Annotated in this window: 24 protein-coding genes; 6 read left to right on the top strand and 18 right to left on the bottom strand. The window is 45.0% G+C overall.

Annotated features, from left to right (window positions below):
• Nucleotides 1-48: 48 nt before the first annotated feature.
• The 4 genes from EJF25_RS08800 to EJF25_RS08785 all read right to left on the bottom strand — a co-directional run bounded on the left by EJF25_RS08800 (nt 49) and on the right by EJF25_RS08785 (nt 5,056).
• Complete coding sequence (locus tag EJF25_RS08800) at nt 49-1,203, bottom strand: clostripain-related cysteine peptidase (RefSeq protein WP_125040923.1); 1,155 nt, start codon at nt 1,201-1,203, stop codon at nt 49-51.
• Nucleotides 1,204-1,215: 12 nt separating this feature from the next.
• On the bottom strand, nt 1,216-2,355 hold the full coding sequence (locus tag EJF25_RS08795; protein WP_125040922.1) for a DUF3868 domain-containing protein: 1,140 nt from the start codon (nt 2,353-2,355) through the stop codon (nt 1,216-1,218).
• Between the two features lie 9 nt (nt 2,356-2,364).
• The gene (locus EJF25_RS08790) at nt 2,365-2,931 is read right to left on the bottom strand and encodes a DUF3575 domain-containing protein (RefSeq protein WP_125040921.1); all 567 of its coding nucleotides are present in this window, start codon (nt 2,929-2,931) and stop codon (nt 2,365-2,367) included.
• An 814-nt stretch (nt 2,932-3,745) separates the two neighbouring features.
• Nucleotides 3,746-5,056, bottom strand: coding sequence for a site-specific integrase (locus EJF25_RS08785; protein ID WP_235016762.1), 1,311 nt, complete (start codon nt 5,054-5,056; stop codon nt 3,746-3,748).
• A gap of 792 nt (nt 5,057-5,848) precedes the next feature.
• Here EJF25_RS08785 and EJF25_RS08780 point away from each other — a divergent pair.
• The 3 genes from EJF25_RS08780 to EJF25_RS08770 all read left to right on the top strand — a co-directional run bounded on the left by EJF25_RS08780 (nt 5,849) and on the right by EJF25_RS08770 (nt 7,586).
• On the top strand, nt 5,849-6,544 hold the full coding sequence (locus EJF25_RS08780) for a hypothetical protein (RefSeq protein WP_125040920.1): 696 nt from the start codon (nt 5,849-5,851) through the stop codon (nt 6,542-6,544).
• Between the two features lie 389 nt (nt 6,545-6,933).
• Nucleotides 6,934-7,128, top strand: a complete 195-nt coding sequence (locus tag EJF25_RS25580) for a hypothetical protein (protein ID WP_235016774.1) — start codon at nt 6,934-6,936, stop codon at nt 7,126-7,128.
• Nucleotides 7,065-7,586, top strand: a complete 522-nt coding sequence (locus EJF25_RS08770; protein WP_235016772.1) for a DUF3575 domain-containing protein — start codon at nt 7,065-7,067, stop codon at nt 7,584-7,586. Before EJF25_RS25580 ends, EJF25_RS08770 begins: the two co-directional genes overlap by 64 nt.
• Before the next feature lies 1 nt (nt 7,587).
• Here the strand turns inward: EJF25_RS08770 and EJF25_RS26130 are convergent, their stop codons facing one another.
• Together EJF25_RS26130 and EJF25_RS25575 are read right to left on the bottom strand one after the other, a co-directional pair.
• Nucleotides 7,588-7,722 (bottom strand): hypothetical protein, encoded by a 135-nt coding sequence (locus EJF25_RS26130; protein WP_262707197.1) that lies wholly within the window; start codon nt 7,720-7,722, stop codon nt 7,588-7,590.
• Between the two features lie 54 nt (nt 7,723-7,776).
• Nucleotides 7,777-8,040 carry a hypothetical protein gene (locus EJF25_RS25575; protein WP_235016761.1) on the bottom strand — a complete coding sequence of 88 codons (264 nt, stop codon included), beginning with the start codon at nt 8,038-8,040 and terminating at the stop codon, nt 7,777-7,779.
• Nucleotides 8,041-8,230: 190 nt separating this feature from the next.
• Here EJF25_RS25575 and EJF25_RS08765 point away from each other — a divergent pair, with 190 nt between their 5' ends.
• Genes EJF25_RS08765 through EJF25_RS08755 form a run of 3 tightly spaced genes read left to right on the top strand, consistent with a single transcriptional unit; the run spans nt 8,231 to nt 11,806 of the window.
• Nucleotides 8,231-10,318 carry a hypothetical protein gene (locus EJF25_RS08765; RefSeq protein ID WP_235016760.1) on the top strand — a complete coding sequence of 696 codons (2,088 nt, stop codon included), beginning with the start codon at nt 8,231-8,233 and terminating at the stop codon, nt 10,316-10,318.
• Nucleotides 10,290-11,486: a hypothetical protein gene (locus EJF25_RS08760; protein ID WP_125040918.1), complete on the top strand. Its 1,197-nt coding sequence runs from the start codon at nt 10,290-10,292 to the stop codon at nt 11,484-11,486. The genes EJF25_RS08765 and EJF25_RS08760 overlap by 29 nt, the downstream gene beginning before the upstream one ends.
• A 32-nt stretch (nt 11,487-11,518) precedes the next feature.
• Complete coding sequence (locus tag EJF25_RS08755) at nt 11,519-11,806, top strand: HU family DNA-binding protein (protein WP_125040917.1); 288 nt, start codon at nt 11,519-11,521, stop codon at nt 11,804-11,806.
• Nucleotides 11,807-11,977: 171 nt separating this feature from the next.
• Here the strand turns inward: EJF25_RS08755 and EJF25_RS08750 are convergent, their stop codons facing one another.
• The 12 genes from EJF25_RS08750 to EJF25_RS08695 form a co-directional block, all read right to left on the bottom strand.
• Complete coding sequence (locus EJF25_RS08750) at nt 11,978-12,175, bottom strand: hypothetical protein (protein ID WP_125040916.1); 198 nt, start codon at nt 12,173-12,175, stop codon at nt 11,978-11,980.
• A 176-nt stretch (nt 12,176-12,351) separates the two neighbouring features.
• Nucleotides 12,352-12,864, bottom strand: a complete 513-nt coding sequence (locus tag EJF25_RS08745) for a hypothetical protein (protein WP_235016759.1) — start codon at nt 12,862-12,864, stop codon at nt 12,352-12,354.
• Between the two features lie 506 nt (nt 12,865-13,370).
• Nucleotides 13,371-13,841 carry a nucleoside deaminase gene (locus EJF25_RS08740; protein WP_125041053.1) on the bottom strand — a complete coding sequence of 157 codons (471 nt, stop codon included), beginning with the start codon at nt 13,839-13,841 and terminating at the stop codon, nt 13,371-13,373.
• Nucleotides 13,842-13,942: 101 nt separating this feature from the next.
• Nucleotides 13,943-14,857 (bottom strand): outer membrane beta-barrel protein, encoded by a 915-nt coding sequence (locus EJF25_RS08735; protein ID WP_125040914.1) that lies wholly within the window; start codon nt 14,855-14,857, stop codon nt 13,943-13,945.
• A 22-nt stretch (nt 14,858-14,879) separates the two neighbouring features.
• A complete protein-coding gene (locus tag EJF25_RS08730; protein WP_200832897.1) occupies nt 14,880-15,326 on the bottom strand; it encodes a DUF6108 family protein in 447 nt (148 codons plus the stop codon).
• A 21-nt stretch (nt 15,327-15,347) separates the two neighbouring features.
• Nucleotides 15,348-15,785, bottom strand: coding sequence for a PG0215 family putative anti-sigma factor (locus EJF25_RS08725; RefSeq protein WP_125040912.1), 438 nt, complete (start codon nt 15,783-15,785; stop codon nt 15,348-15,350).
• Nucleotides 15,782-16,303: a GFO_1088 family ECF-type sigma factor gene (locus tag EJF25_RS08720; protein ID WP_125040911.1), complete on the bottom strand. Its 522-nt coding sequence runs from the start codon at nt 16,301-16,303 to the stop codon at nt 15,782-15,784. The genes EJF25_RS08725 and EJF25_RS08720 overlap by 4 nt, the downstream gene beginning before the upstream one ends.
• Nucleotides 16,304-16,604: 301 nt before the next feature.
• Nucleotides 16,605-17,591, bottom strand: a complete 987-nt coding sequence (locus EJF25_RS08715) for a Gfo/Idh/MocA family protein (RefSeq protein ID WP_125040910.1) — start codon at nt 17,589-17,591, stop codon at nt 16,605-16,607.
• A 96-nt stretch (nt 17,592-17,687) separates the two neighbouring features.
• The gene (locus EJF25_RS08710) at nt 17,688-18,473 is read right to left on the bottom strand and encodes a transporter substrate-binding domain-containing protein (RefSeq protein ID WP_370685711.1); all 786 of its coding nucleotides are present in this window, start codon (nt 18,471-18,473) and stop codon (nt 17,688-17,690) included.
• 62 nt (nt 18,474-18,535) lie between these two features.
• On the bottom strand, nt 18,536-20,578 hold the full coding sequence (locus EJF25_RS08705; RefSeq protein ID WP_125040908.1) for a putative porin: 2,043 nt from the start codon (nt 20,576-20,578) through the stop codon (nt 18,536-18,538).
• A gap of 121 nt (nt 20,579-20,699) precedes the next feature.
• The gene (locus EJF25_RS08700) at nt 20,700-21,242 is read right to left on the bottom strand and encodes a 2-oxoacid:ferredoxin oxidoreductase subunit gamma family protein (protein ID WP_125040907.1); all 543 of its coding nucleotides are present in this window, start codon (nt 21,240-21,242) and stop codon (nt 20,700-20,702) included.
• Nucleotides 21,243-21,262: 20 nt separating this feature from the next.
• Nucleotides 21,263-22,027 (bottom strand): thiamine pyrophosphate-dependent enzyme, encoded by a 765-nt coding sequence (locus EJF25_RS08695; RefSeq protein ID WP_125040906.1) that lies wholly within the window; start codon nt 22,025-22,027, stop codon nt 21,263-21,265.
• Between the last annotated feature and the right edge of the window lie 43 nt (nt 22,028-22,070).

The following is a 22,070-nucleotide window of genomic DNA, read 5'->3' as shown; positions in this document are numbered from 1 at the left end:
CTTCTTCCCTGTTACCGCGTTCTTACCTTATTATTTATAGCCGCCTTCTTACTCCTGATGCTCCGAGAACAGGAGCAGCAATTTGCGTTGCTCGTTCAGGTACGGATATTTGGTGGAAGGGATGTAAATCGTCAGACCGCAATGCTCCCCGACCTCGAAGCCGTAAGGCGTGCCCGGCATGAACGACTCCGTAGCCGCCTTGTAAAGCACCGCCCCAGCCAGCAGCCCGGCAAGCCGGTTGATGTCCTGCTGCGTCCCGATGGAGCGGATGTAGCTTTCCAGGTCGTAGAACAGGTGGTCGGCCTTGCGCCGGTCGAAATGCTGTATCTTGTCGCGTTCCACCCACTCCCAGTGTTCCACGTTCTCCTCCTCCACCCGCGAGATGAATTCCCGGAACGGGGCAACGCCCGCCGTGCTGATGACGCTAACCGTGGCGGAGCGCAGGTCGCCCGTCTGCTTGTTGCAATATTCGTAATAGTCGTTGGCGAACTCGGTGAGCTCCGGGGTTTCCTTGTAGAGCCGCTCCAGCATCCTGCCATAGACGGGGGTGAACCCGGGCGACACGATTTCGGCGCTCGAAGCCAGGATGAGCCCGGTTTTGCTTCTCAGTTCATACGCCACTTCGATGCCCGCCATCTGGCAGCTTTCGAAGATGATGAAGCGGAACTGCCCGTCGGGGATGGTATGCGCAAAATCGCGGAGTTCGAAATCCATGCTGCCATCGGTGGCAACCGTCCGTGTACCGGCACCGCCTCCGTAGTTGCCCGAAGGCAGCCAGCCGTTGGAGTGTGAGAACACGATCAGCCCGTAGTCGGAGCCGGGGCAAAACCTGACCATATCGTTGATGGCACGGCTCAGGTCTTGGCCGAATGTCGTTTTGCGGTCGGTGTAGTCCTCCAGTACGTCCGCCTTGCCTTTGCCTATTTCCAGCAGCCGGGGAGTGTAGTCCTTGCCACGGTTCTGGTAAACAAGCAGCCGGTTGCCTTCCGGCACATTCCATGCGGCTGCCAGAGCATCCGTCTTCTCCTGTATTTCCCCCTCGGTGCTGCCATCGCCTGCCATATAGAAAAGGAGGGTGCGGTTGGGCACCTTCGGATGGTTGTCCGCCTCTTCCCTCAGGCAGGAGGATGCCAGCAGGGGGAAAATCAGAATCATTGAGATGATTTTCAGGTTTGTACTTATATGTAGACTATCTATTTTCATGGGTTGCCTCCTTTATTTTTCAATGCGTTTCAAGTAGCCGATGCGGCAGGAAGCGCAACGAAGTTTCGGAAAATATTCTTTGAGCATGTACGCCCACGACTTGCCGCCCGAAAGGGATTTGAGGCGATTCTCGCGTCCCTTGAAAACGTCCACATTCTCGATAATGTCCAATATCTTATCTCGATCGTCCATATCGGAAGCACGAACCACTTCTGCCAGGCGGTCCCAGTCTTCGGCCACCCATTCGGTACGGATCTCTACCTGAGTGGAGTTGTACTTCGTTTCGAGGAACGATTTCAGGGCAAGCGCGCGCCGCTTGGCGATCACATCGTTGCTCTGATAGCTGCCTTCGGGCGAGGAATAGCCGGTGACGGTGATACCCAGAACGGTGTTGCCGGAGTTGGCGCTCAACGAGTCGATCTCGCTCACGAAAGCGTGCCATGCCTCACGGTTGAGTTCATGTTCGGGCAATATCTTCATACCGCCCACCGGAAAGTAGATGTCGGCACGGTAGCCGGCATGTTCGATGACGGTTTCTTTCTGCTTCTCCACTACGGGAGCGGGTGCCTGCACATACATGGGGCGGTCTACGGTGCGCTCGATGCGCAGCGTATCGTGGATGATAATAGTGTCGTGGATGATTTTCTCCACAATCACCGGCGGGATGCGCTCAAATTCAGCACGGATGGGAACGAGGCGGTCGTCGGCGTTATAGCTCCTATATAATATTTTAATATCGGCACCGTCCATCCACGGTTGCCAGTCGATGTCGTCCTTGCGGTAATTAACGACCGGCAGTTCGTGGTCGCCTTCACGAAGCACGGCATACGGCTCGTAAGGGGTAGGCTCGATGAACTTGCCGAGCGCCTTGCGGCGGCGATACATCAGGTCGCTTTGCGGACCGTTCAGCATCACCGGAGGCAAATCTAAAGAATCCGAGGCGGAGAAAATCCGCGGGATAAGATATACCGTGCAGTCCGGGGCGAGCTTAACGCCCCGCAGGTTCACGTTCATATCCAGCACCATGCACGAGTCCGCCCGCTCCATGCGGTAAAGCAGGGCGCGGATAAGCTGGAAAGGCTTGTCTTTGGCTTGCAAAGACAGGTCTGCCAGCATCAGAAAAAACAATAATATAAAATAGAAACTCTTCATGGGCTGTTTTTATTTAAGCAGGTAGATGATGCTCACGGCGACTTTCGTTGGGCCGAAGTAATTGCTCCGGTAGTGGTCGATGCGCTCGCCGCAGGTCTGGCAATAGAATTTATTGTAATCCATATACAGGTAGCCCAGACCGATCTCGGCGCCGATATTCACCCGGTTGCTCACAATCCACTGGTAACCGTAGGTGAAGCCGCCGCCGTAAAGGTTGCCCTCGTAGCGGTAGTCCTTCATGGAACCGAAAGGGAGGTTGCCGAAGTTGTAGCTGCCCGCCATGCCGTGGATGCCGAAGAAGTGGCCTTTGAACGATTCGCTCAGCCAGTAACGGTATTCCGGCTGAACCAGCCAGTGCTTCATCTTGCGGTTGTCCTTGAAAGTAAAAGGATTGTAATTGCCACTGATAGCGACACTCATATTCTTATGGAAGCCGAATTCAAATCCAAGGTTAGGGGTGGCCGCCAGCCAATACAATCCGTTGGTGTTTACCGCCCATTGTTGGGCATCGGCTTTCGTTGCATATATAAATAAGGAGAGCAACGCGATTAAACCTGTCAGTAGCCTGTTTTTCATTATAATAATTTGTTTGTCATTAATCTTATTCTTAAAGCAGGGCTAATTCTAAATCTCTGCTTTTTTGCTTATCTATGCGGTTCCCTTTTTAAATAGATGTACTCTTTCTTTGGATAAAAGGGTATAATTGAAAATTAGACGATAAGTCTTTGATTATTAACAACTTATAATAAAGGAGTAAGCTGAAATGTTTCTGATAACCGTTTTTTCAGAAACTATATTGAAAGGCATTGGTGTAATTGGCTCGCTCATAGCAAGTTAATTCCCTTATTTGCCGAAACAAATTCAGAAACAACACTTTTGAGGTATCTGATAAAGGTTGATTTTAAAATAATAAGATATTACCGATGGTGATTATTTTATTGAATTACAATAGTTTACGCATACTATTTCTGCTGGTGCCTGACGGCTGATAAAGCTGCCTGATGCTAACAAACTAAGAAATATCAGAAACAGTTACGCCCTTATGGCAGATTGGTGAGGGTTGAAAAGTGGAAGGACACTGGGTGACTTGAAAATACCGGAAATAAAGCGACATATTACCGGATGGAAGAATCATGCTTAAAAGTCGCAAAAAATATAGAAAATAATATGATTATAAAGCACAAAATATATGTATATTGTAATATTTTAAAGGTTTTGCTTGCTTTTGAAGTTTATTCACTTTATCTTTGCACAGTATTTCCTTATTAATAGGAACTTATCTGTATAAAGTGCGGAATAAAAAAGGAAGGGAAGTAATGGAAAATACCCTTTTATCCAAAGAAAGAGTATAAAATATCATTAACTGCAAATGTGTATAAATCATTACTTATTAAATCTTTGCAGAAGTCCAGTAATTAATCACTGTCTTATTAGCTTTATCAATCACCTTATGGCTAAGGCTTGCCAGATACAGGTGCGTCGTCTTCTCCGACGTATGCCCCATGCTTTCACTGATAACCGAAACCGGGACACCTTTTTCGTGTGCAAACGTAGCCCACGTATGGCGCGCCACATAAAAAGTAAGCGGGAAATCGAACCCGAGCCTGTCGCCAAGTTCACGGATACGCTTGTTCAAACGCCGCTGGATATAACGGTAGCCTTTATAGCTGTCGTCACTCCGTAGCATGGGAAGTAAATAGGGGGAACTGTTGTCCCCGTATTTGCGCAACAGCGCTTTTAAGGGCGGTTCGATCTTTACCTGCAACAGTTGGTCGGTCTTGCGCCGCCTGTATACCAGCATATTCCCGGAGATGTTTTCTTTGCGTAGGTAGCACATGTCTACGAACGACATTCCACGGGTATAAATACTGAACAGGAACAAGTCCCGCGCCAATGCCTTGTGCGCATGCTCCCCTTCCAGTTCAAGGGCAGCTATCTTGCCGACCTCGCTTTTAGAGATGGCACGCTTGGGCGACTTGCTGCCTTTCAGCCTGATTTTATGGAACGGGTTATAGACTGCGTGGACATATCCTTCATCATCCGCCTTGTTATATATAGCCCGGAGTTGCTTTACATAAAAGTGAATCGTATTGGGGTTGTTCTTCAGCACTCCCCGGGAATCAATAAACGCCTCTATGGTTTTCTTCGTGATCGCATTCAGGGATAAATCACGGCTTCCGACAAAATGCTCGAAAGCATTGACGGCACTGCGGTAATTGGCAGCCGTACCATCCTTGCCGGCATTGACCAACTCCCTGATTCGGGAATCGGCATAAATAAAAAAGTTACTCATGTCATTGTGTGCCTTGTAACCGGCAATAATACCGGCAGAAGTAAACTCACCCCGCCCGGCCAGGGAATGGCATACTTTCTCAAGTTCCTCCTTTATATATATAAGGTACTCGTTTATTTCACGGATTTCGGTTGCGCGCGTTTTGCTGCGCCAATCCGTCAGGGCTCTCTCCGTGTGCGGATCGAATTCGGTTCGTTTCAGTCGGTAAGGAGTGTATATCTCCCGCTTAATCCGGTTATGGATAACCTGGATAACGAGCGGGTACAATCCGTCCTTACCTAACCGCGAACAATTAAGTCTGGCTTTAATAGAAGTCATCTTACAATTGTTTTTAAAGGTAAATACTTTAATTTTTGCAAATGTAAAACAACTATCCACGCTCCGCTGTTGCAAACCGGATTGTATCATTTCCCCACCACCGTTAATTTTATATTATCTTTTGCAAATTTACCCAGAAGATTTTCAACGTTCAAGCTTTCGGAGGGAAAATGATAGGCTGCAAAAGGCTGCTTTTTCACTTTTTGGCAGGTTGCAAAAGGCTGCAAAAGAGGCTAAACGACTGATATTCAATAAGGCTGCAAAAGGCTGCATTCCAGTTTTGATAGCTGCCGACGCAGATTTCGATGCTCTGTTCACTATAAAATAGTCCATATACCAAGAATTGTTTTTTATCCGGTTTCCCCTGTTCCGAAAGGACACCATAGTGCATAAAAAAAGCGCAAGAACAAGTGGATTGTTATTATTCTGAGGCTCTCGACTGCCCACCATTAGATAACAAACACTTGCCCTGCGCCCATGAGGTATATATAGTTGATATATACGACAGAGACACCGGCGTTCAGCAGTTTATTATTCCTAATGGTTGAAATTGTCGAGATTTCAGAATAGGATAATTACACTTACGCTCAGTTCAAAAAAATAGTGCGGAAACCCTACATTGTTTCCACCCTGCAAAATTAGATATAATAATCGGGATATGCAAAAGAATCGCGCATCCGCACCGCCGTCATCCTCCTTTATGCTTGGATAAATATGTACAAAAACAAAGTAACTGACTGGCTGTATGGCGAATACATTATTTATATAAATTTTAATATCAAAATTAAGACTATTTTAATACTATATATTAAACTAATGGAAACTTTCCCAAGAACATGGTCCAATGATTAAATTTATATCTAAAAAACTTAAAACAAAAACATGCTGAATCTGAAATTTCATAACATTATCAATTACTACGAAAAGAATTTTCCCGATAGTTACAAATACCTGTCCCGCCGGTTGGGGCAATCAAAAGATACAGAGGAAAAAGCGCTGATTTGCATTGCTGCTTCCACGTTTACCTGTTTTTCCATCGGAATGGTTTACGACTCGGTGACCTATGCGTTTTCGGCAGTATATCTGTTACTTACGGCCAATTTGATATCCTTATTGACTTACGCCGCCGTGTTATTGCTCTATATTCACGGGAAGCTTGCCGTCCACACAGCTCTTGCCATTCTGCTGGGGGCAGTGCAAGCCAATGTTGCCGTCTCCATACTCTACAACTACGCCGTAGTCATAGAGTATAACAGGTTTATGCTTCCGCACGATTTGTTCATTGGGTTCATTGTTTGTGTGCTTGCTTCGATGAGCCTGCGAAAGAGCCTGATATATATCCTCTGCCTGACACCGCTCACGGCTCTTGCCACCGTTTCCGCCATCCATTTCCCCGCCTTTCTGGTTCAGGTTTTTCCCAGCTTCTCCCTGGCATTCATAGCCCCGCCCGTGTTACTTACGTATATCCGCATGTTCCTCTGGGATACATTCTTGAAAAAAAGAGAGCTGCTTTCGGAGAAAAAGTCTCTTTGCCGGTTGATGGGATTGAACGAAAAAACAGTGGGAATTGCTCATTGATATCGTACAGAAACCCCACGCACAACGCATCCAGACCGAGAAACTGTTCGGTCAGATGCAGGAAGCCATCGGCGACCGGTTGGTGGTCAGGGCGAAAGGTTACTTGCCAGTGAGGAGCTGAGGACAAATCAGCGAGAAATACAAATTTTCCTTTACGACCAAGAGGTGCAGCTTTGCTGTTTGATCCTGGAGGATAAATCCATCACGGAAATCAGCCGGATGCTCTATATTAATGAGTCAAGCGTAAGGGCGAACCGCTCGCGTGTACGAAAAAAAATGAAACTGGACAAGAAAACCAACCTGAAGGCGTACTTGCTGATGCTCCTGGCAGAGGAAAGAAACAGCCCCCCGAAGAAAAATCAAGAGTAAAAAGAAAATTTATAAAAAGATTGTTTATCTTTGCCGCCGATGATATGCAAATGACGGACGCTATTCCAAGCGGACGTGATTTATGGACATACTTACCAAACGGCATGTTTCCTGTTTTCCGGGGAACCATCGGGTGCATCTCTTTTCCGGGATGCTTTTACTGTCTCTATTATTATTCTTTCCCGACAACACGCAAGCACAGCGCGTTGCCTTGAAAACGAACCTGACGGACTGGATGACGGCTTCGCCCAATCTCAGTGTGGAGTTTGCCGTCAGTAACCGCCTTACGCTCGACCTGTCCGGCACGGCGACTCCCTTCAGGTACAAACCCGATTTTTATTTCAGACACATCCGGCTGCAACCCGAGTTCAGGTACTGGCTTGTGAGTTTGCTCACCAAGCATTATGTGGGTATCACCGCCTTTTATTCCACTTATGACGTAGGGTACAAAGAGAGGGGGTATTTCGGCGACTCGTATGCCGCCGGACTGACCTATGGTTACAACTGGATACTTTCACGGCGGTGGAACTTCGAACTGAATGCAGGTGTAGGCGCCATCCGTTACCGGCTGGCACGCTATAGACCGGGAACGGCACATCCGGCACCTGATGATTCGGGGTGGATAGTGGCACCTGTAAAACTGGGAATTTCTTTCGTATACGTACTCAAATAAATCAAAGCGAGATGAAACCGATAAAAAGAATACTATTGGCTACGGCATGTTTATTCGCCGCCCTGACCTCATTCTGCCAGAATCCAAAAATGGAGATTACGGGAACGGTGATGGATGATGACGGGCAACCTGCCATGTCCATCGTGATAAGGGACAAGACGGAGAATGGTGATGTATATGGAATTACGGACTACGACGGTAACTTCAAGATAATGGCGGACCCGACCACCAGCCTGCACCTTTCGGGACTGACGTATGCACCGAAGGTGGTGAAGCTGAAAGGGAAACAACGCATCAATGTGGTGATGTCCTTCGATACACAGCAACTGGACGAAGTGGTGGTGGTAGCCAAAAGGATAACCAACAAGCTGGCACCGGAACCTACCGACATAGAGATAATAGGCAACCAGTATATTATCCACCCGAAAGTGAAGATTCCCAAGGAGATGTTCAAACCCAACAGCCGCGTGATCGTGCAACCGACGCTGGTGAATATCACACGGGGGACACAAAGGTTGTTCCGCCCGGCAGTGGTCACGGGAAGGGAATATGCCATTGCGCTGGAACGCATGTTGGAATTCGACCTGTCACAAGACCCGCTGCATCCCTATTACGAGAAAAGCAAGCGCATAGACGGCAATGAGGTGATTGCATACGCGGATTCCCTGTATCTGGATAATCCGGATGACGAGTGCCGCTGCGACATATTCATGTATCTGGTGAATTACCGCAAGGCGACTTACCGGGATACGGTGGTCATCGCCAAGGGAACCGTCAATCCGATGCGGTTCTTCGATTTCAATATCGGGGCGAAGAAGATGACGGACGAGAAGTATATCCCACGACCGAAGAAGCAACTTCGTGGGGACAAGGGGCAGGTGAACCTGACCTTCCTTATCAGTTCGGCCAGGATAGATGATTCGGACCCGAACAATGCGGTGGAACTGGACAAGATGCGGGAGAAACTCGCCCATGTGGACAACGATCCGAACTCGGAGTTTATGGCCTTCAGCATTACAGCCGTATCCTCGCCGGAGGGTCCTTATCAGAGTAACCTGAAACTGGCATGGAAACGTGCCTCAACGGCAAAGGAGACTATCCTGAAGTTCCTTAATCCGGGTACGGTGTTGGCAATGCAGGACAGCATCAGCCTCGATGCAAGGGTGGATGCATGGGAAAGTGTGGCGGTGCTCATGGAAAAGGATTCGCTTTCCGCCGAAGGGATAAGGGATGCCATCGCACGTAATCCGAACGATATGGCGGCACAATACAGGCAGATACTCCGCCTGCCGAACTTCCGCAACGTGATTTTTAATGATTACCTGAAACGACTGCGACGGGTGGAATACAGTTTCAGCTATTCGGTGATGAGACTGCTCAATGACGATGAAATCCGCCAGATGTATGCGAAGAATTACAAGGATTTGGTGCAGTATGAATTCTGGCGCATGTATGTGAATGCGAAGACGGATGCCGAAAGGGAGAAAATCTGCCGTCAGGCGTTGGAGGTGTACCCGAAATTCATGCTGATGGCAAACGAACTGGCGGTGATACTGATTGACCGGAAGGAAGCGGATGTGGCTTTGCTGGAACCGTTCATCAATGAACGGGCACCGGAAGAGTTGCTTTGCAACCAGATTATCGCTCTACTGGGCGAAAAGGACTATGTACGTGCGGACTCGGTAGCTTCGATGCTAATGGACAGCCCGGTGACGGCGGATGTGAAGGCACTTGCCGGAGCGTACAACGGAAACTTCCAGGCGGCATACGACCACTTTGCCTCCCGTGGGGGTACGAACGAGGTGGTGCTGCTGCTTGCGCTGAAACGGAATGAAGAGGCTTTTGACAAGACGGATGAGCTGCCGGAAGAGGCGCTGACCTACTATCTGCGTGCGGTGGCGGCTAACAGGCTGGACAAGATTACGGATGCCTTCGCCAATCTGAAAAAGGCGTTCGCCGCTGATCCGAAGTTGAAAGATGTGGCACGCATAGACGGTGATGTGACGGACTTGCTTCAACAGCTGGAGGATGAGGAAAAGGAGAAGGCGGAACAGGTTAAACTGGCGAAGGAGAAAAAGAAAGCGGAGCCGGAACCGGAGCCTGTGGAGAACGACGAAGCTGCTTCAACGGGAGAGGCTGCGGAGTCATCCCTGTCGATAGGAATCACTTCTACTAAAATAGGTGATAAGCCGAAAAAAGAGAAGGTGAAGAAACCCAAAAAGGAAAAGAAGGCGAAAAAGGAAAAGACGAAGAAAGCGGAACCGGAAGAAAGGAAAGAGGTGCCGGAGAGTCCGGTAGCCGACACGGATAGTACACGCGTGGAGTTGAAAGCAATTATAGATTCCACCGGTGTCTTTACTCCGATTGTTGTGACCGACACAGTTGCCCTGCCTGCTCCTATTGCAGGAAATGAAACCGTTGATCTTGACACTATCGCTTCCGAGCCGGTGGATTCGGTATCAATAGAAACGGGAAAGGTGGAGGAGAAAGCCGCCAAAGAGAAGAAACCTAAAAAAGTGAAAGCCAAGAAGGAGAAAAAAGAGAAAAAGAAGGCTGGCGGGAAAGAGAAACAGGCGGAAGTGCCGGAACCGGTAACGGAAGAGGCAGGAACGGCAGACAACGTCACCGAAGCGCCTGCTATCAGCCGGGCGGAAAGGAAACGGAAAAAGGAAAACGTCGAGGAACAAAATAACGATAAGAAGAATGAAAACGATGGAAGCAAAACCGAATAAGACAAGATGTAGCCGGATAGCTGTTCTGCTTTTGCTGTGCCTGCTGCCCATGGGAGTGGCGGCGCAGAACCGGCAGAAGAAAGATACTATCCAGCGAAAAGAGAATATCAAGGCGGCTGACTATATGATACCCAAACGCAGGGGAGCCGACAAGTTTGAATCCAAAAAAGGAACGGAGCATCTGTTTTTTTCGGCGGGTGCAGGTATGGTACGGCTATTCGATATGGGAAGCGGATTTGCTGCCCATGGTCCGAAAGCATCGTTCTATGTGGGCAACTGGGTGACACCCGTCATCGGATTCCGTGCCGGAGTGGATTACAGCATGTGGCGGGGAAATACCGACACCAATCTTGTTGGGGGAAGCGTGGATTACCTGATTAACATCAGCGCATTTGCAGCACGCTACAACCCCCGGCGCGTATTCGAGGTGATAGCCATTGGAGGTATCAGCTATCAGGCGACTATGAAAACAGGCATGGAGACGATACATTCCTACGGGCTGCACGGCGGTTTGCAAGGGAAGTTCAATATATCCCCGGCATTCAACCTGTTCATTGAGCCTCAACTGGGGTTGTATCCCGACCGTGTGGATAACCACTTTTCATGGAGACGCTATGACGTGATTGCCTCCATGATGCTGGGCATCACCTACAAGCCTTCGGGATTCAGCCAGTCGGGCTTGTTGCGCAACGGATTCGCTTCGATAGGGGCAGGAATGGGGAATACGGGCAATATGCTGTTCAATACGGAATTTGCGCTGGGCAAATGGTTCGGCAAGCCACGCATTAACGGCATCCGCATCTCGGCGGGAAGCAGCACAGCTTTTCTGGACAACGATCTGGGAGGTGTCAAACGGGAGTTTAACGTGAACTTGTGTGCGGATTACCTCTGTAACCTGACAACGCTGTTCTCGGACCGGAAAAGCAGGATATTCGACTTGTTGTTCATCGGAGGCGCAGGCAGCTATTTTCCCGGAGGAGAGGCATCCGAGCCGATTGTACTGAACGGACGTATCGGCTTTCAGGGGCAGATCAGGCTGTCGGAGCATGTGGGGCTGTGGCTGGAGCCGAGAATTAATATTTTCAAAGATAAAAGCTACCGGGCGGACTTACAGGAACCTGTACGGGGAACCGTCGGGGTAATGGTGGGGACAAGCTATAAATTTTAATCGAAGATAAATGATATACATTACAGCTACTTATGACACAAAAGGAATTAATTAAAAGCATCAGTCTGAAAACGGGCTACAAGAGAGAGGTGGTTGAAAAAATAATGACGGCGTATACGGCTGTTGCTTTCGAAGAGTTTGAAAGACAAGGTTCTATAAAACTAAGCAATTTGGGCGTGCTGCGTTATACGAATTCGATACCTCACAACGGATATAACCCTGTCAGTGGAAAACACATGGTTTTTACCGGCAGGAACAAGATAAAGTTTATTCCTTCAAAGGCATTGGATATGATGTTAAACAAGCCGAAGGGAAACTGAAGATCCCTTATATTTCCCACGAAATATAAATCCCGACTGCTATAAACTGTTGTGAAACACTTGCAGTCAATTTTTAACCAGGTACGGATATGTTGTGAAACATGGAACTACTGAAAATTACATTAATAGGCCCTTGCTATTACGGCAGGGGTCTTTTTTATGCTGCTTTGTTTAATTCTTACGAACCGGGCGTATATGTAGCTTCACCCTTTTGTCATCGAGGATACGTCTCATGGCTTTCCAAATGGGCAGTTCTTCAATACCTGCTATTTTCAGGGCTTCCAATATCATAGTGTTCTCCATAAGCCGGAGATATTCGTCTTCGGGGACGGGAACGCGCTTATCTTCGTGGGTTTTGAGTCTTGCCATAGGGGTACAGTTATTTTTTAAGGGCTGGTGTAAAGAAAGGGAGAACTACCGGTTTTCACAAATGGGCAGTTCTATGAATGAATTTACAAACAAATAAAGATAATCTTTTAATATTTACTTCTATACATGATAGACTTCATACACTTCTGATTACAAACGCCTCTCCGGTAAGAGGATTACCGGATGTCATAGCCGTCTTCCTGCATCTGGCGGATCAGTTCGTCGGCACGGTCGAGGAAGTCTGAAATGACACCGTTCAGGTTGGCTATGTCATTGCGTTTGTTGAGAATCTCCAATACTCCCTCCTTGGTGCGGCTGGAGGATGTCTTGCCTTTAAGCGGGTCGAAGTATATGGTCTTATAGTTTTTCTTGCCACCAAAATTGATGACTACGCGGTATTCCTTCTTGGGAACAATAAATGACTCTATGGTAACCTCGGATAATACTTGGACGGCGGAAGTCACCACGTACCCGTTTTTACCCTTGTGCATGGGTTTGAGTTCTACTTCATACAGGGTATTGGGGAGGATACTTCCCTTGAGTTCTTCTGCAAGGATACAGATTCTTTTTCCATAAACGGAGTCCTCGCGAACCCCTTTTAGTTTGTTGTCTTTCGTTTTGGATACAAATCCGATCAGTTCGCCAGTCTTTTCAGACTTAACAAACTTCAGTTGTGTCTTTTCAATCATTATTTCCTATCTCATAGGTTCAATCTGTTTTCTTTCAATTCACTTGTTTGAGCAAACAAAATCAGGGCTTTGGAGCCGGAAAATAATCGGGGAGATTATTTTCCGGCTCCAAAGCCCTGTATAGATAGGTAATTAACAGTAATTAATGCAGTCTTTGAGACTCGGAAAACTGGGTGAAACGCTCGTCTTTTTCAGAGGGGGCATACGGAAATTCGCACGTCCAGTAACGATAGACTCTCTCTTTGGGCAAAGTTCTGTAATACAAATCATTATGGTCTATCCACTGTACTCTCTGCTCGGTGGGACTTGCGGGATTCGATTTCTTTCAGCCTGGAGAAGTAACGGCTTTGTTTGTGACGTATGCCACGCGGAAACCTTCACCGGTGCTGTCGGTGACATGGAGGTTGCAGGGGGCCACCTTCTTTCATGCATCGTCCATCGGATCGGTGGTGTCGGCGCAATCTTTGATGCAAATGATAGTGACTTAAGTACTGTCCTTGCTCCTTTTAATATTCCACCTTATCTTCCTTTGCACTCCATTCTTCAAAAGCCTTGATAGCCTCGTTGTGTAGTAACACTTCTGAAGGAAGTTTCCTGTCTGCAGGTTTCAGCGCTAGTTCATCATAAATAAAGGAATCATCGAAGCCGATATTTTTGGCATCCGTTTTATTGTTAGCATAATACATTTTGTCCAGTCGTGCCCAGTAAATAGCACCCAGACACATCGGGCAAGGTTCGCAGGAGGTATATATTTCGTATCCGCTAAGGTTGAAAGTTCCAAGTTCGGCTGCTGCTGCGCGGATAGCACTAACTTCTGCATGTGCAGTAGGATCACAGGAAGCTGTTACACGATTGACACCCGTAGCGACAATTTCACCTTCTTTCGTTGCTATGACAGCACCAAAAGGTCCTCCTCCGTTAGCAACATTTTCTTTGGAAAGCTCAATAGCTTTCCGCATAAGTTCTTCTTTAGTCATCATACAAAAATATCGTTAGTTTTACTTATTTGCTACATTCTTCTCACAAATATAGATAAAACTAACGATATTTCTATCAGGTATTCTTGCTTTTAATCCTTTTACCAATACCAACTCAATCCAAAAGAGAAGGGATATAATCCAGGACCTTTCCCTTTTTCGAAGAGTCCATAAGTGGCGTAACGTGTGTAAACTCCCAAATTTCCGTATCCGGCTTGTGCCAACAGATTGATTCCTACAGGACGTCCGTGCAATCCCTTATCAAATGTTTCTTTCTTGCCGTTGATCTTTCCTTTGGACCTGAATCCATGACGGATTTCAGCTTCTGGACCGACAGAGAAAAAGACAGACCTTCTGTTACTTAATCTAGTTTGCCATTCAATAGAAAGAGGAATGCGGAAGTAGAAATAACGTAGCCGGCTTTTACTATATTCGGTAGATCTTCCATCGGCAGGTTCGAGAGAACCGGGTACTACTTGCGTTATTCCGTCAATGTCACGAAATGCATAATCGCCGTCCAGACGCATACTGCGGTATCCCCATCCTAATCCGAGGGCAAACCCCCAATTCTTGGTCGGGCCGAATGCATGAGAAGTGGTAAACAAATTAGCACCAATTTCCCATGAGTGACTGGTGTTGAGACTGACTTGATTGGAAGGATTGAATGTTCCGAAATCATTGGATACCATCAGATAACCGAAATAAAGACCACAAAGATGCGGAGAGAACGTATTCCTTTTTTTTCGTTTATTAGAAAAGGGGAGAGCATCCAGAATAGTGCGGTTTTCTGTACTTCGTCCGTTCAGATATACTCCTTCAAAAATTTGTGTGTTACTTACCAGGCTGTCTCCATTAGAAGACTTTTCGTAAAGTTTCACTTTAATCTTGTTACCTTGTTCTTTGATAACTATCTTCCGTCCCTTAGCATAGAAAATAGTATCTTGGGAAGTGTTCTCGTTTTGTGCCGGAAGGCTCATAGGAACCATCAATAGCAGTAGGAATAATAGGTTTTTCATATCGTTTATAATTGTAATGAATTTATTCTTTCTTCATAAATAGCATCGTAATCAGATCATCGGCATCCAGTTCACCTTCTATATAGATAAGAGTGGCTGACCCTTTCTTGCCTGTTTTAAAAAGGATGAAACGGTTTATGTCTTCTTTGATCTGAGGAAGTTGGTAGTATCCTGATTGTATTTTCCCGCCGGAGACAACCTCTTTCACTTTTTTAGCTTTCTTTTTGTCGGCTTCCAGACAACGCAGGATGGTAGGTAATGCCTTTTCTGCATCTTTGAATACAAGACTTTTGTAGAGATTCATCTGATACGTTTCAAGCATTTCGTTGGATAATTCAACCATAGTTACTCCTTTCTCTTTACCGTACTTTTGGAAGACAGTTGCAATCTGTAGCCCCTGTTGAGCGGCAGCAGATGCAGCAACCATAAGGAGCAGAGTAATAAATGTGGTACGAATGATTCTATTCATCATATTCTTATGCTTTATGTATTATTCTTCATCTTCAAATAAGGTATTGAAAACATCTTCTTCACTTAGGCTGACTTCACGAAAAGCAGCTACTGCCTGTTCGCGTACGAAAGCAGCATTCGTATATCTTTTTCCGTCAATGACGACATAATTTTCCGGTGAGGGAGCTAATTCTCTGAAGGTTCCCGTTATACCTAGCAATAGCAATAAGACTACTGCTATTCCTGAACTGTAAGTGATATATTTCCTGAGTGTTTTAGGCTTCTTTCTGAGGGGGAAAGTCTCTACCGCTTCGGAGAACTCTGTATGCTCAGTTTCAAAGTATGAAAACATCGGGCGATATACCTGAAGATGATCCGGTACGAAACCTTCGGTAAAGAAGTGGCATAATTCGCGTTCCTCTTCACAGGTCGTTTCTCCTTCGAAATATTTATTTAACAGCGTTTCTATATTTTTCATGCTTCATTCCTCCTTTTACGTTCCTGTATGGTTTGCAAATAGATTTCTCTTATCTTTTTACGGCCTCTTGACAGATTACTACGAATGGCTTCTGCACTACATCCTGTTATTTCTGCAATCTCTTCCGTTTCGTATTCTTCGATGTCTTTCATCCGGATAATGGTACGTTGAAGTGTAGGCAGACAATCGATAATCTCTTTCATCAGTCTAAACTCGTCTTTCTTTTCCAGTAGACACTCCGGACTAGCAGTAGTGGCAGATAGCTGTAGTTCCTCAAGCGGGAGATTATCCGGCCGCCGGGTACGCCACATATCCATACAAAGGTGATGAGTCATTGTCATGGCCACGGCTTCGATACTTCGATATTCTTCAAGTTTCTGGCGTAGATTCCACAATTTGAGCATCACCTCTTGTACAGCATCCTCGGCATCCGAAGGATTATCTGTCATTTTCCGTGCATAGTTTAGTAGTTTGTCGCGGAGTGGTAATACCTTTATTTTAAATTGTTTGAGTTCCATTTACACAGATAAGACGTAGGAAAATGAAAAACGTGACATCGAAAAGAAAACTTTTTTAATTTCTGTATAGAATCATTTATTGTTAGTCAGAAGGACTGCAAGATTACGCGATAATCAGAATATTGTTTCTGGGAAAACAGATTGACTGGCTCTGATTATAAATGGTTTATTGTAAATAGATGATTTAGACATGGACTGTGTGAATTAAAGAATTAAATTTATATCATTTCGCACTATCCATATCTAAAAGATATACTATGTCTAGTCAGTTTTATAGGAAGGATACTTTCCCTATCTACTTTTAAAGTTTCCCGAGAATTTTATCCATCACCCAATTGGTTAGTGTTGCACTATTTCCGTCGCAGGAGCAGGTGGACTTGCCAAGCAGATGATCGACTACAGCCTGGATAAGCGGCTGTTGCACATGTTCCGGATTACCGATACAGAATTCTTCACGTCCGCGTTCGGTATGCAGAGCTATTGGATCATACGTAAATACGGAGAAACAAATCATTCCTTTGTCTCCTATAATCTCGATGCGGTCTTCACGGGCTGAATCGTGTGCTACGAAACACCAGGAACCACTGCCCACCAATCCGTTATCAAACTGGAAGCAAGCGCTTAGGGTATCTTCCGCCGGATAAAGTCCTCCCCGGTTGCTCTTATATCCGCTTGCTTCAAGAATACAACCGAACATATCTTGTAATAAATCTATCTGGTGGGGAGCAAGATCATAGAAATATCCGCCTCCGGCAATATCCGCCTGTACACGCCATGGAAGATTATCACGATTGTAATCCAAATCACGTGGAGGTTGTGCAAAACGAATTTGTACATTGATGACATTACCGATAGAACCATTTTCTACCAACTCTTTAACTTTCTGAAAGTACGGGAGATATCGGCGATAATAAGCGACAAAACAGGGTACACCTGTCTCTTGTGAAATGCGGTTAATACGGGTACATTCTTCGTATGTTTGTGCCATCGGCTTTTCAATATAGGCCGGTTTACCGGCTTTCATGGCCATAATGGCGTAAGTAGCGTGTGAAGAAGGGGGAGTTGCGATATATATAGCAGTAACTTCGGGATCATCAATCAGTTCCTGTGCATCGTCATACCATTTTTTGATACCCCTTTCTTTTGCATAAGCTTTGGCTTTAGCGTTGTCGCGACTCATCACGGCTACAACTTCTGAATGGGCCACTTTCTGAAAAGCCGGACCACTTTTAGTCTTCGTTACTTCTCCGCAGCCAATAAAGCCCCATTTGATAATCTTTTCGTTCATAAATACCTATTCTATTTTTACATCCGAAGAGACAAAGATAGGGCTAATTTTTATTAAGAACAACTTTATTGATTGCTTTTAAGATGTGTAGAATTATTATTCGTAGTATTTACGGTAGATTTCTTGATACTCTTTTCCTTTCTGGAATTTATCCAGCCAAGTGTTCAGACTATCCAACAATACAGGAGATTGTTTGCTAACGGCCCATGAGTAAAACTGAGTAAAACTGATATCCGTATTAATATCTATCTGTGGTAGTGAATCGACAATCGCTTCGGCAATACTTTCGTCACAGACCACATAATCTATATCTCCATGGGCAACCATAGAAATGAGTTGCTCCGGTCCGTATTTCTCAATTTCTTTAATGTAGATGGTATCTCCGATTTCATTTCCGAGGTTACGAATACGGAGGATGGAGGGAGAGCCTTTTACTACATGGAGGGTACGACCTGCCAGATCCAGTTGATTTTTGATGTAAAGTGAATCATTTTCTCCAACTTCTTTCCGTTGTACAAGTATTTGTTTATTGAGAATGATAGGAGAGGTGAGCAGGAGAGAATCCTTAAACTCGCTGGTAGCTAATATTCCTTGAGCTATTACATCATAACGTCCCTCACTGAGCCCTTTCAGACGTTCATCAAAACTCATTTCGGGGGTAATCTCAACTTTCAGTCCTTTGTCGTGTGCAAAGGCTTGTATTAGTTCGTAGTTGAAACCGGAAACGGTATCTCCGTCTACATAAAAACTAATGGAATTGTATTCGGTAGCTACGCGCAAAACTCCTTCTTTTACAATGACGTCATAATCACGAGGATGCCCTATAGCTGTTTCTTGTTTGCTACAGTAGCGAAAAACGAAAATGATTGCCGATATGCTCATAACCGACAATAGATATTTGTAAACTTTCGATTTCACTTTTGATTCCATAAGCTATACAAGTATTAATCATAGAAATTCCATGAAAGACCGAATTTAAGCACACGTGGATTGATTGGGTAGTGAGGAGCTAAGAAATAGTCCGGTTTGCTTATACCTTGATTAACATGATACATCATTACATAGAAACGGGTACGTTTCAAGTGCAAGTTGGCATATACATTCACGATCGGATAACCACCGATCTTTACACGATCATCGTCCGGTTGCAGATAGAACTGTTCAGTAGCAGGCATATATGCCGGTGCATAATATTTAGTAAAGTAACGTACATCAGCACCCAATTCTACACTAAGTACCTTTTTTGCCAGTTTGAACTGCATATAGAAGTTATGGTATAGCGAGAAATCAGGTAAAGGAAGTACATCCTGGTCACTGGATTTCTGCCAGACAATCTCATTGTCCAAGTGGAAGATACCTAATTTGAAATCTTGATTGAAACGGGCTGAGAGTACTTGCAGGCTTCCGCTCTTTTGGGCAGGCAATGCTTGTTGGTTGAAATAGGTAAAGTTTTTAATATTCTCAACACCGGCATTTAGACGAGTTCTCCAACGAGCAATGTTTAATTCGCCTTCTACCCGGGTATGGAACTCTTTTGCCATATCATCATCCCACCAGAAATGTTTAGAATGATAATGACGCATATAAAATGGGGCCATCCGATTGCTGACTTCTCCACGAACTACCAGACCTACCGTATCTTTCCACAATGGGAAATTCAGATCAATGTCTCCTTTTACATTGAATTGACCGATTGCTGTTCCTGCAAGTCCCACTTCACCAATTGCATGGTAATGGAGAATATTACCTTCTCGTTTGGATAGTTCACCACCCACGAAGATTTCGTTTTCGTTGTAATGATCAGATTTCAAACCTTCCAGATTCATCAATGAGTACTTACTCAACTTATGCGAAGCAAATGCAGTCAGACCGGCTTTGGCATATTTATTAAAGCCTTCCAGTAATGCAATACCTACAGTATTTTTTACCCCTACATAAATCGTACTATCTTTTACAATCGGATCTTCGGGATTTAAGTATGTATTCTGGTAATAGTCTTTAACGTTATCTTTCGAACGGAAAGTATGTCTTGACCGCTCCACCTGAAAGGTATGTATAAAGCTTGTAACCGGTACAAATTCTTGTTTGGTAGGTGTCGTATCGTTTTCAGCCTTAGGGATATCACGTCGGAATCCCAGGTTATAACGCTGAGTCATGAATACATAAAAATTATGATTACGATTTGCACTGGCATCCAGTACGGTCGGTATATTTATTGATTCATATTTCCTGACTCCATTTGCTATATCTTCGGGTGCAGTAATATAACGGTCGTCTGTGATACCTCCATTCTCATTCGTTTTCAAGTAGTTATTGCTGTATATAGCTTGTATCTGATAACGGTCGCTGATATAACTGCCAAAGAAAGCAGCATTGAAGTATGAAGTACCCTGATTATTATAATATCCTCGTCCATATAAATAATCAATATTAAAGCCGAAAGCTAGTTTCTTATTTACATTAACAGAGAAATAAGAGTTAAAGCGTTCTTCTCCATTTACCTTATTACCTGCTTTATGATACGTCAGATTAGTATAGGGTACATTACTGTTCGTAAAATTAAATTCTGTGGGACGAATAAAAAAGCTTGAGAAGGGTTCCATAAAAATAGTTGGCTCCGGATAACGGCGGTCAAAGAAGATACGGGATAAGCGGGGGGAACCCATATTGGCTAAATAATTATAATGACCTGTAAGCCCTTCTGTGAGATTGGAGTTCTGGAAGTGATGGAAAGCGGTATCTGCCGGAATCATGACCCGGTCACCCAATTCATTCTTGATACGCCACATATAGAGCGTAGGTGGCAATCCTTGTACCTCTACGTTTGCACTGTCCAGCTTATCAGGAAGCATGGCGGGATCAATCTGATTGCCATATTGGTCACGACCGTTTTCGTCATATTGTCGGTTACCTTGATTGAACTGTGCATTGGCAGTAGTCAAGCCTATAACGAAAAGTAATATATATATAAGTAAAATTCGTCTCATAATTGGAGGCAAAGATACTTACTTTAATTGATTTAATGATAATGGATAATTGAAAATTATGTTGCATCCGCAGTTTGCGTAGCTAATAATTATCAATTATCCAAAATCTATTATTTCTTGATCAAGCTTCGCGGATAAGTTCCATGCCTTTCTTGATCGCTGCTTCATTCATCGGGATCAAGTGGTGATGACGTTCCGGAAGTGTTTTCTTCAGACCTTTGATGACATTGTCTAATGTGACCATAGGGAGAAGTTTCAGTAAACCGCCAAGTACGATCATGTTAAATGCTTTGGCATTATTCATTTCGTTGGCTGCATCCATAGCGTCAATGCGGTATACCTTGATATCTTTGCGTGTAGGAGGGTTAATGATTCCATAACCATCGTATATAAGGATACCACCCGGTTTTACTTTATGCTCAAATTTCTCGAGTGAAGGTTGGTTCAGGATGATAGCTGCATCGTATTTACTTAAAATAGGTGATGAGATCTTGTCATCACTTACAATTACTGTTACGTTGGCTGTCCCACCACGTTGTTCAGGACCGTATGCCGGCATCCAGCTGACTTCCTTACCTTCCATCAGTCCGGAATAAGCCAAAATCTTACCCATAGACAATACGCCTTGTCCACCGAATCCTGCTATAATAATTTCTTCTTTCATTGTTCTGCTGACTTTTAGCGTTATTCTTTATCTTTTAAATCACCTAGAGGATAGAATGGGAACATGTTTTCTTCCATCCATTTATTCGCTTTTTCCGGAGTCATTTTCCAACCGGAGCTGCAAGTAGATACAATTTCTACAAGGTTAGATCCTTTACCGTTCATTGAATTTTCGAAAGCTTTACGAATCGCTTTTTTCGCTTTACGGATGGCAGGAACTGTGTGTACGGACTGACGGGTGACGTAGGCTGTACCTTCCAATTGAGCTGCAATTTCTGTAATTTTTAGTGGGTATCCATGCAACTCTACATCACGTCCGTAAGGGCAAGTTGAACTTTTCATGCCAACTAATGTTGTAGGCGCCATCTGGCCGCCAGTCATGCCGTAGATAGCATTATTGATAAAGATGATAGTAATATTTTCACCTCTGTTCAGTGCGTGAATTGTTTCGGCAGTACCGATACATGCCAAGTCACCATCACCTTGATAAGTGAATACGAGACGATCGGGCCATAACCGTTTGATAGCTGTGGCTACTGCGGGGGCACGTCCATGAGCTGCTTCTTGCCAGTCGATATCCAGATAGTTGTAGATGAAGACTGCGCATCCTACCGGTGAAATACCGATGGCCTTATCTTCCATACCCATTTCCTCAATTACTTCGGCAACGAGTTTATGTACCACACCATGACTGCAACCCGGGCAGTAGTGCATGGAATTATTGTTCATCAGAGTCGGTTTCTTATAAACCAGATTCTCGGGCTTGATTATTTCTTCTTTAGTCATAACTTCTTCTCCTTATCTGTTGGTGAACCGTATAAAAAACTCC

Source organism: Bacteroides faecalis, from assembly GCF_003865075.1.
In the GTDB taxonomy this organism is placed as follows: domain Bacteria; phylum Bacteroidota; class Bacteroidia; order Bacteroidales; family Bacteroidaceae; genus Bacteroides; species Bacteroides faecalis.
This window is presented reverse-complemented; position numbering and strand designations above follow the sequence as displayed.

Coding starts and splice junctions, on each gene's coding strand:
- EJF25_RS08800 (WP_125040923.1), bottom strand. CDS start 1,203: ATGAAAATAGATAGTCTACATATAAGTACAAACCTGAAAATCATCTCA.
- EJF25_RS08795 (WP_125040922.1), bottom strand. CDS start 2,355: ATGAAGAGTTTCTATTTTATATTATTGTTTTTTCTGATGCTGGCAGAC.
- EJF25_RS08790 (WP_125040921.1), bottom strand. CDS start 2,931: ATGAAAAACAGGCTACTGACAGGTTTAATCGCGTTGCTCTCCTTATTT.
- EJF25_RS08785 (WP_235016762.1), bottom strand. CDS start 5,056: ATGATACAATCCGGTTTGCAACAGCGGAGCGTGGATAGTTGTTTTACA.
- EJF25_RS08780 (WP_125040920.1), top strand. CDS start 5,849: ATGCTGAATCTGAAATTTCATAACATTATCAATTACTACGAAAAGAAT.
- EJF25_RS08770 (WP_235016772.1), top strand. CDS start 7,065: ATGCTTTTACTGTCTCTATTATTATTCTTTCCCGACAACACGCAAGCA.
- EJF25_RS26130 (WP_262707197.1), bottom strand. CDS start 7,722: ATGGCAGGTTGCCCGTCATCATCCATCACCGTTCCCGTAATCTCCATT.
- EJF25_RS08760 (WP_125040918.1), top strand. CDS start 10,290: ATGAAAACGATGGAAGCAAAACCGAATAAGACAAGATGTAGCCGGATA.
- EJF25_RS08755 (WP_125040917.1), top strand. CDS start 11,519: ATGACACAAAAGGAATTAATTAAAAGCATCAGTCTGAAAACGGGCTAC.
- EJF25_RS08750 (WP_125040916.1), bottom strand. CDS start 12,175: ATGGCAAGACTCAAAACCCACGAAGATAAGCGCGTTCCCGTCCCCGAA.
- EJF25_RS08745 (WP_235016759.1), bottom strand. CDS start 12,864: ATGATTGAAAAGACACAACTGAAGTTTGTTAAGTCTGAAAAGACTGGC.
- EJF25_RS08740 (WP_125041053.1), bottom strand. CDS start 13,841: ATGACTAAAGAAGAACTTATGCGGAAAGCTATTGAGCTTTCCAAAGAA.
- EJF25_RS08735 (WP_125040914.1), bottom strand. CDS start 14,857: ATGAAAAACCTATTATTCCTACTGCTATTGATGGTTCCTATGAGCCTT.
- EJF25_RS08730 (WP_200832897.1), bottom strand. CDS start 15,326: ATGAATAGAATCATTCGTACCACATTTATTACTCTGCTCCTTATGGTT.
- EJF25_RS08725 (WP_125040912.1), bottom strand. CDS start 15,785: ATGAAAAATATAGAAACGCTGTTAAATAAATATTTCGAAGGAGAAACG.
- EJF25_RS08720 (WP_125040911.1), bottom strand. CDS start 16,303: ATGGAACTCAAACAATTTAAAATAAAGGTATTACCACTCCGCGACAAA.
- EJF25_RS08715 (WP_125040910.1), bottom strand. CDS start 17,591: ATGAACGAAAAGATTATCAAATGGGGCTTTATTGGCTGCGGAGAAGTA.
- EJF25_RS08710 (WP_370685711.1), bottom strand. CDS start 18,473: ATGAGCATATCGGCAATCATTTTCGTTTTTCGCTACTGTAGCAAACAA.
- EJF25_RS08705 (WP_125040908.1), bottom strand. CDS start 20,578: ATGAGACGAATTTTACTTATATATATATTACTTTTCGTTATAGGCTTG.
- EJF25_RS08700 (WP_125040907.1), bottom strand. CDS start 21,242: ATGAAAGAAGAAATTATTATAGCAGGATTCGGTGGACAAGGCGTATTG.
- EJF25_RS08695 (WP_125040906.1), bottom strand. CDS start 22,027: ATGACTAAAGAAGAAATAATCAAGCCCGAGAATCTGGTTTATAAGAAA.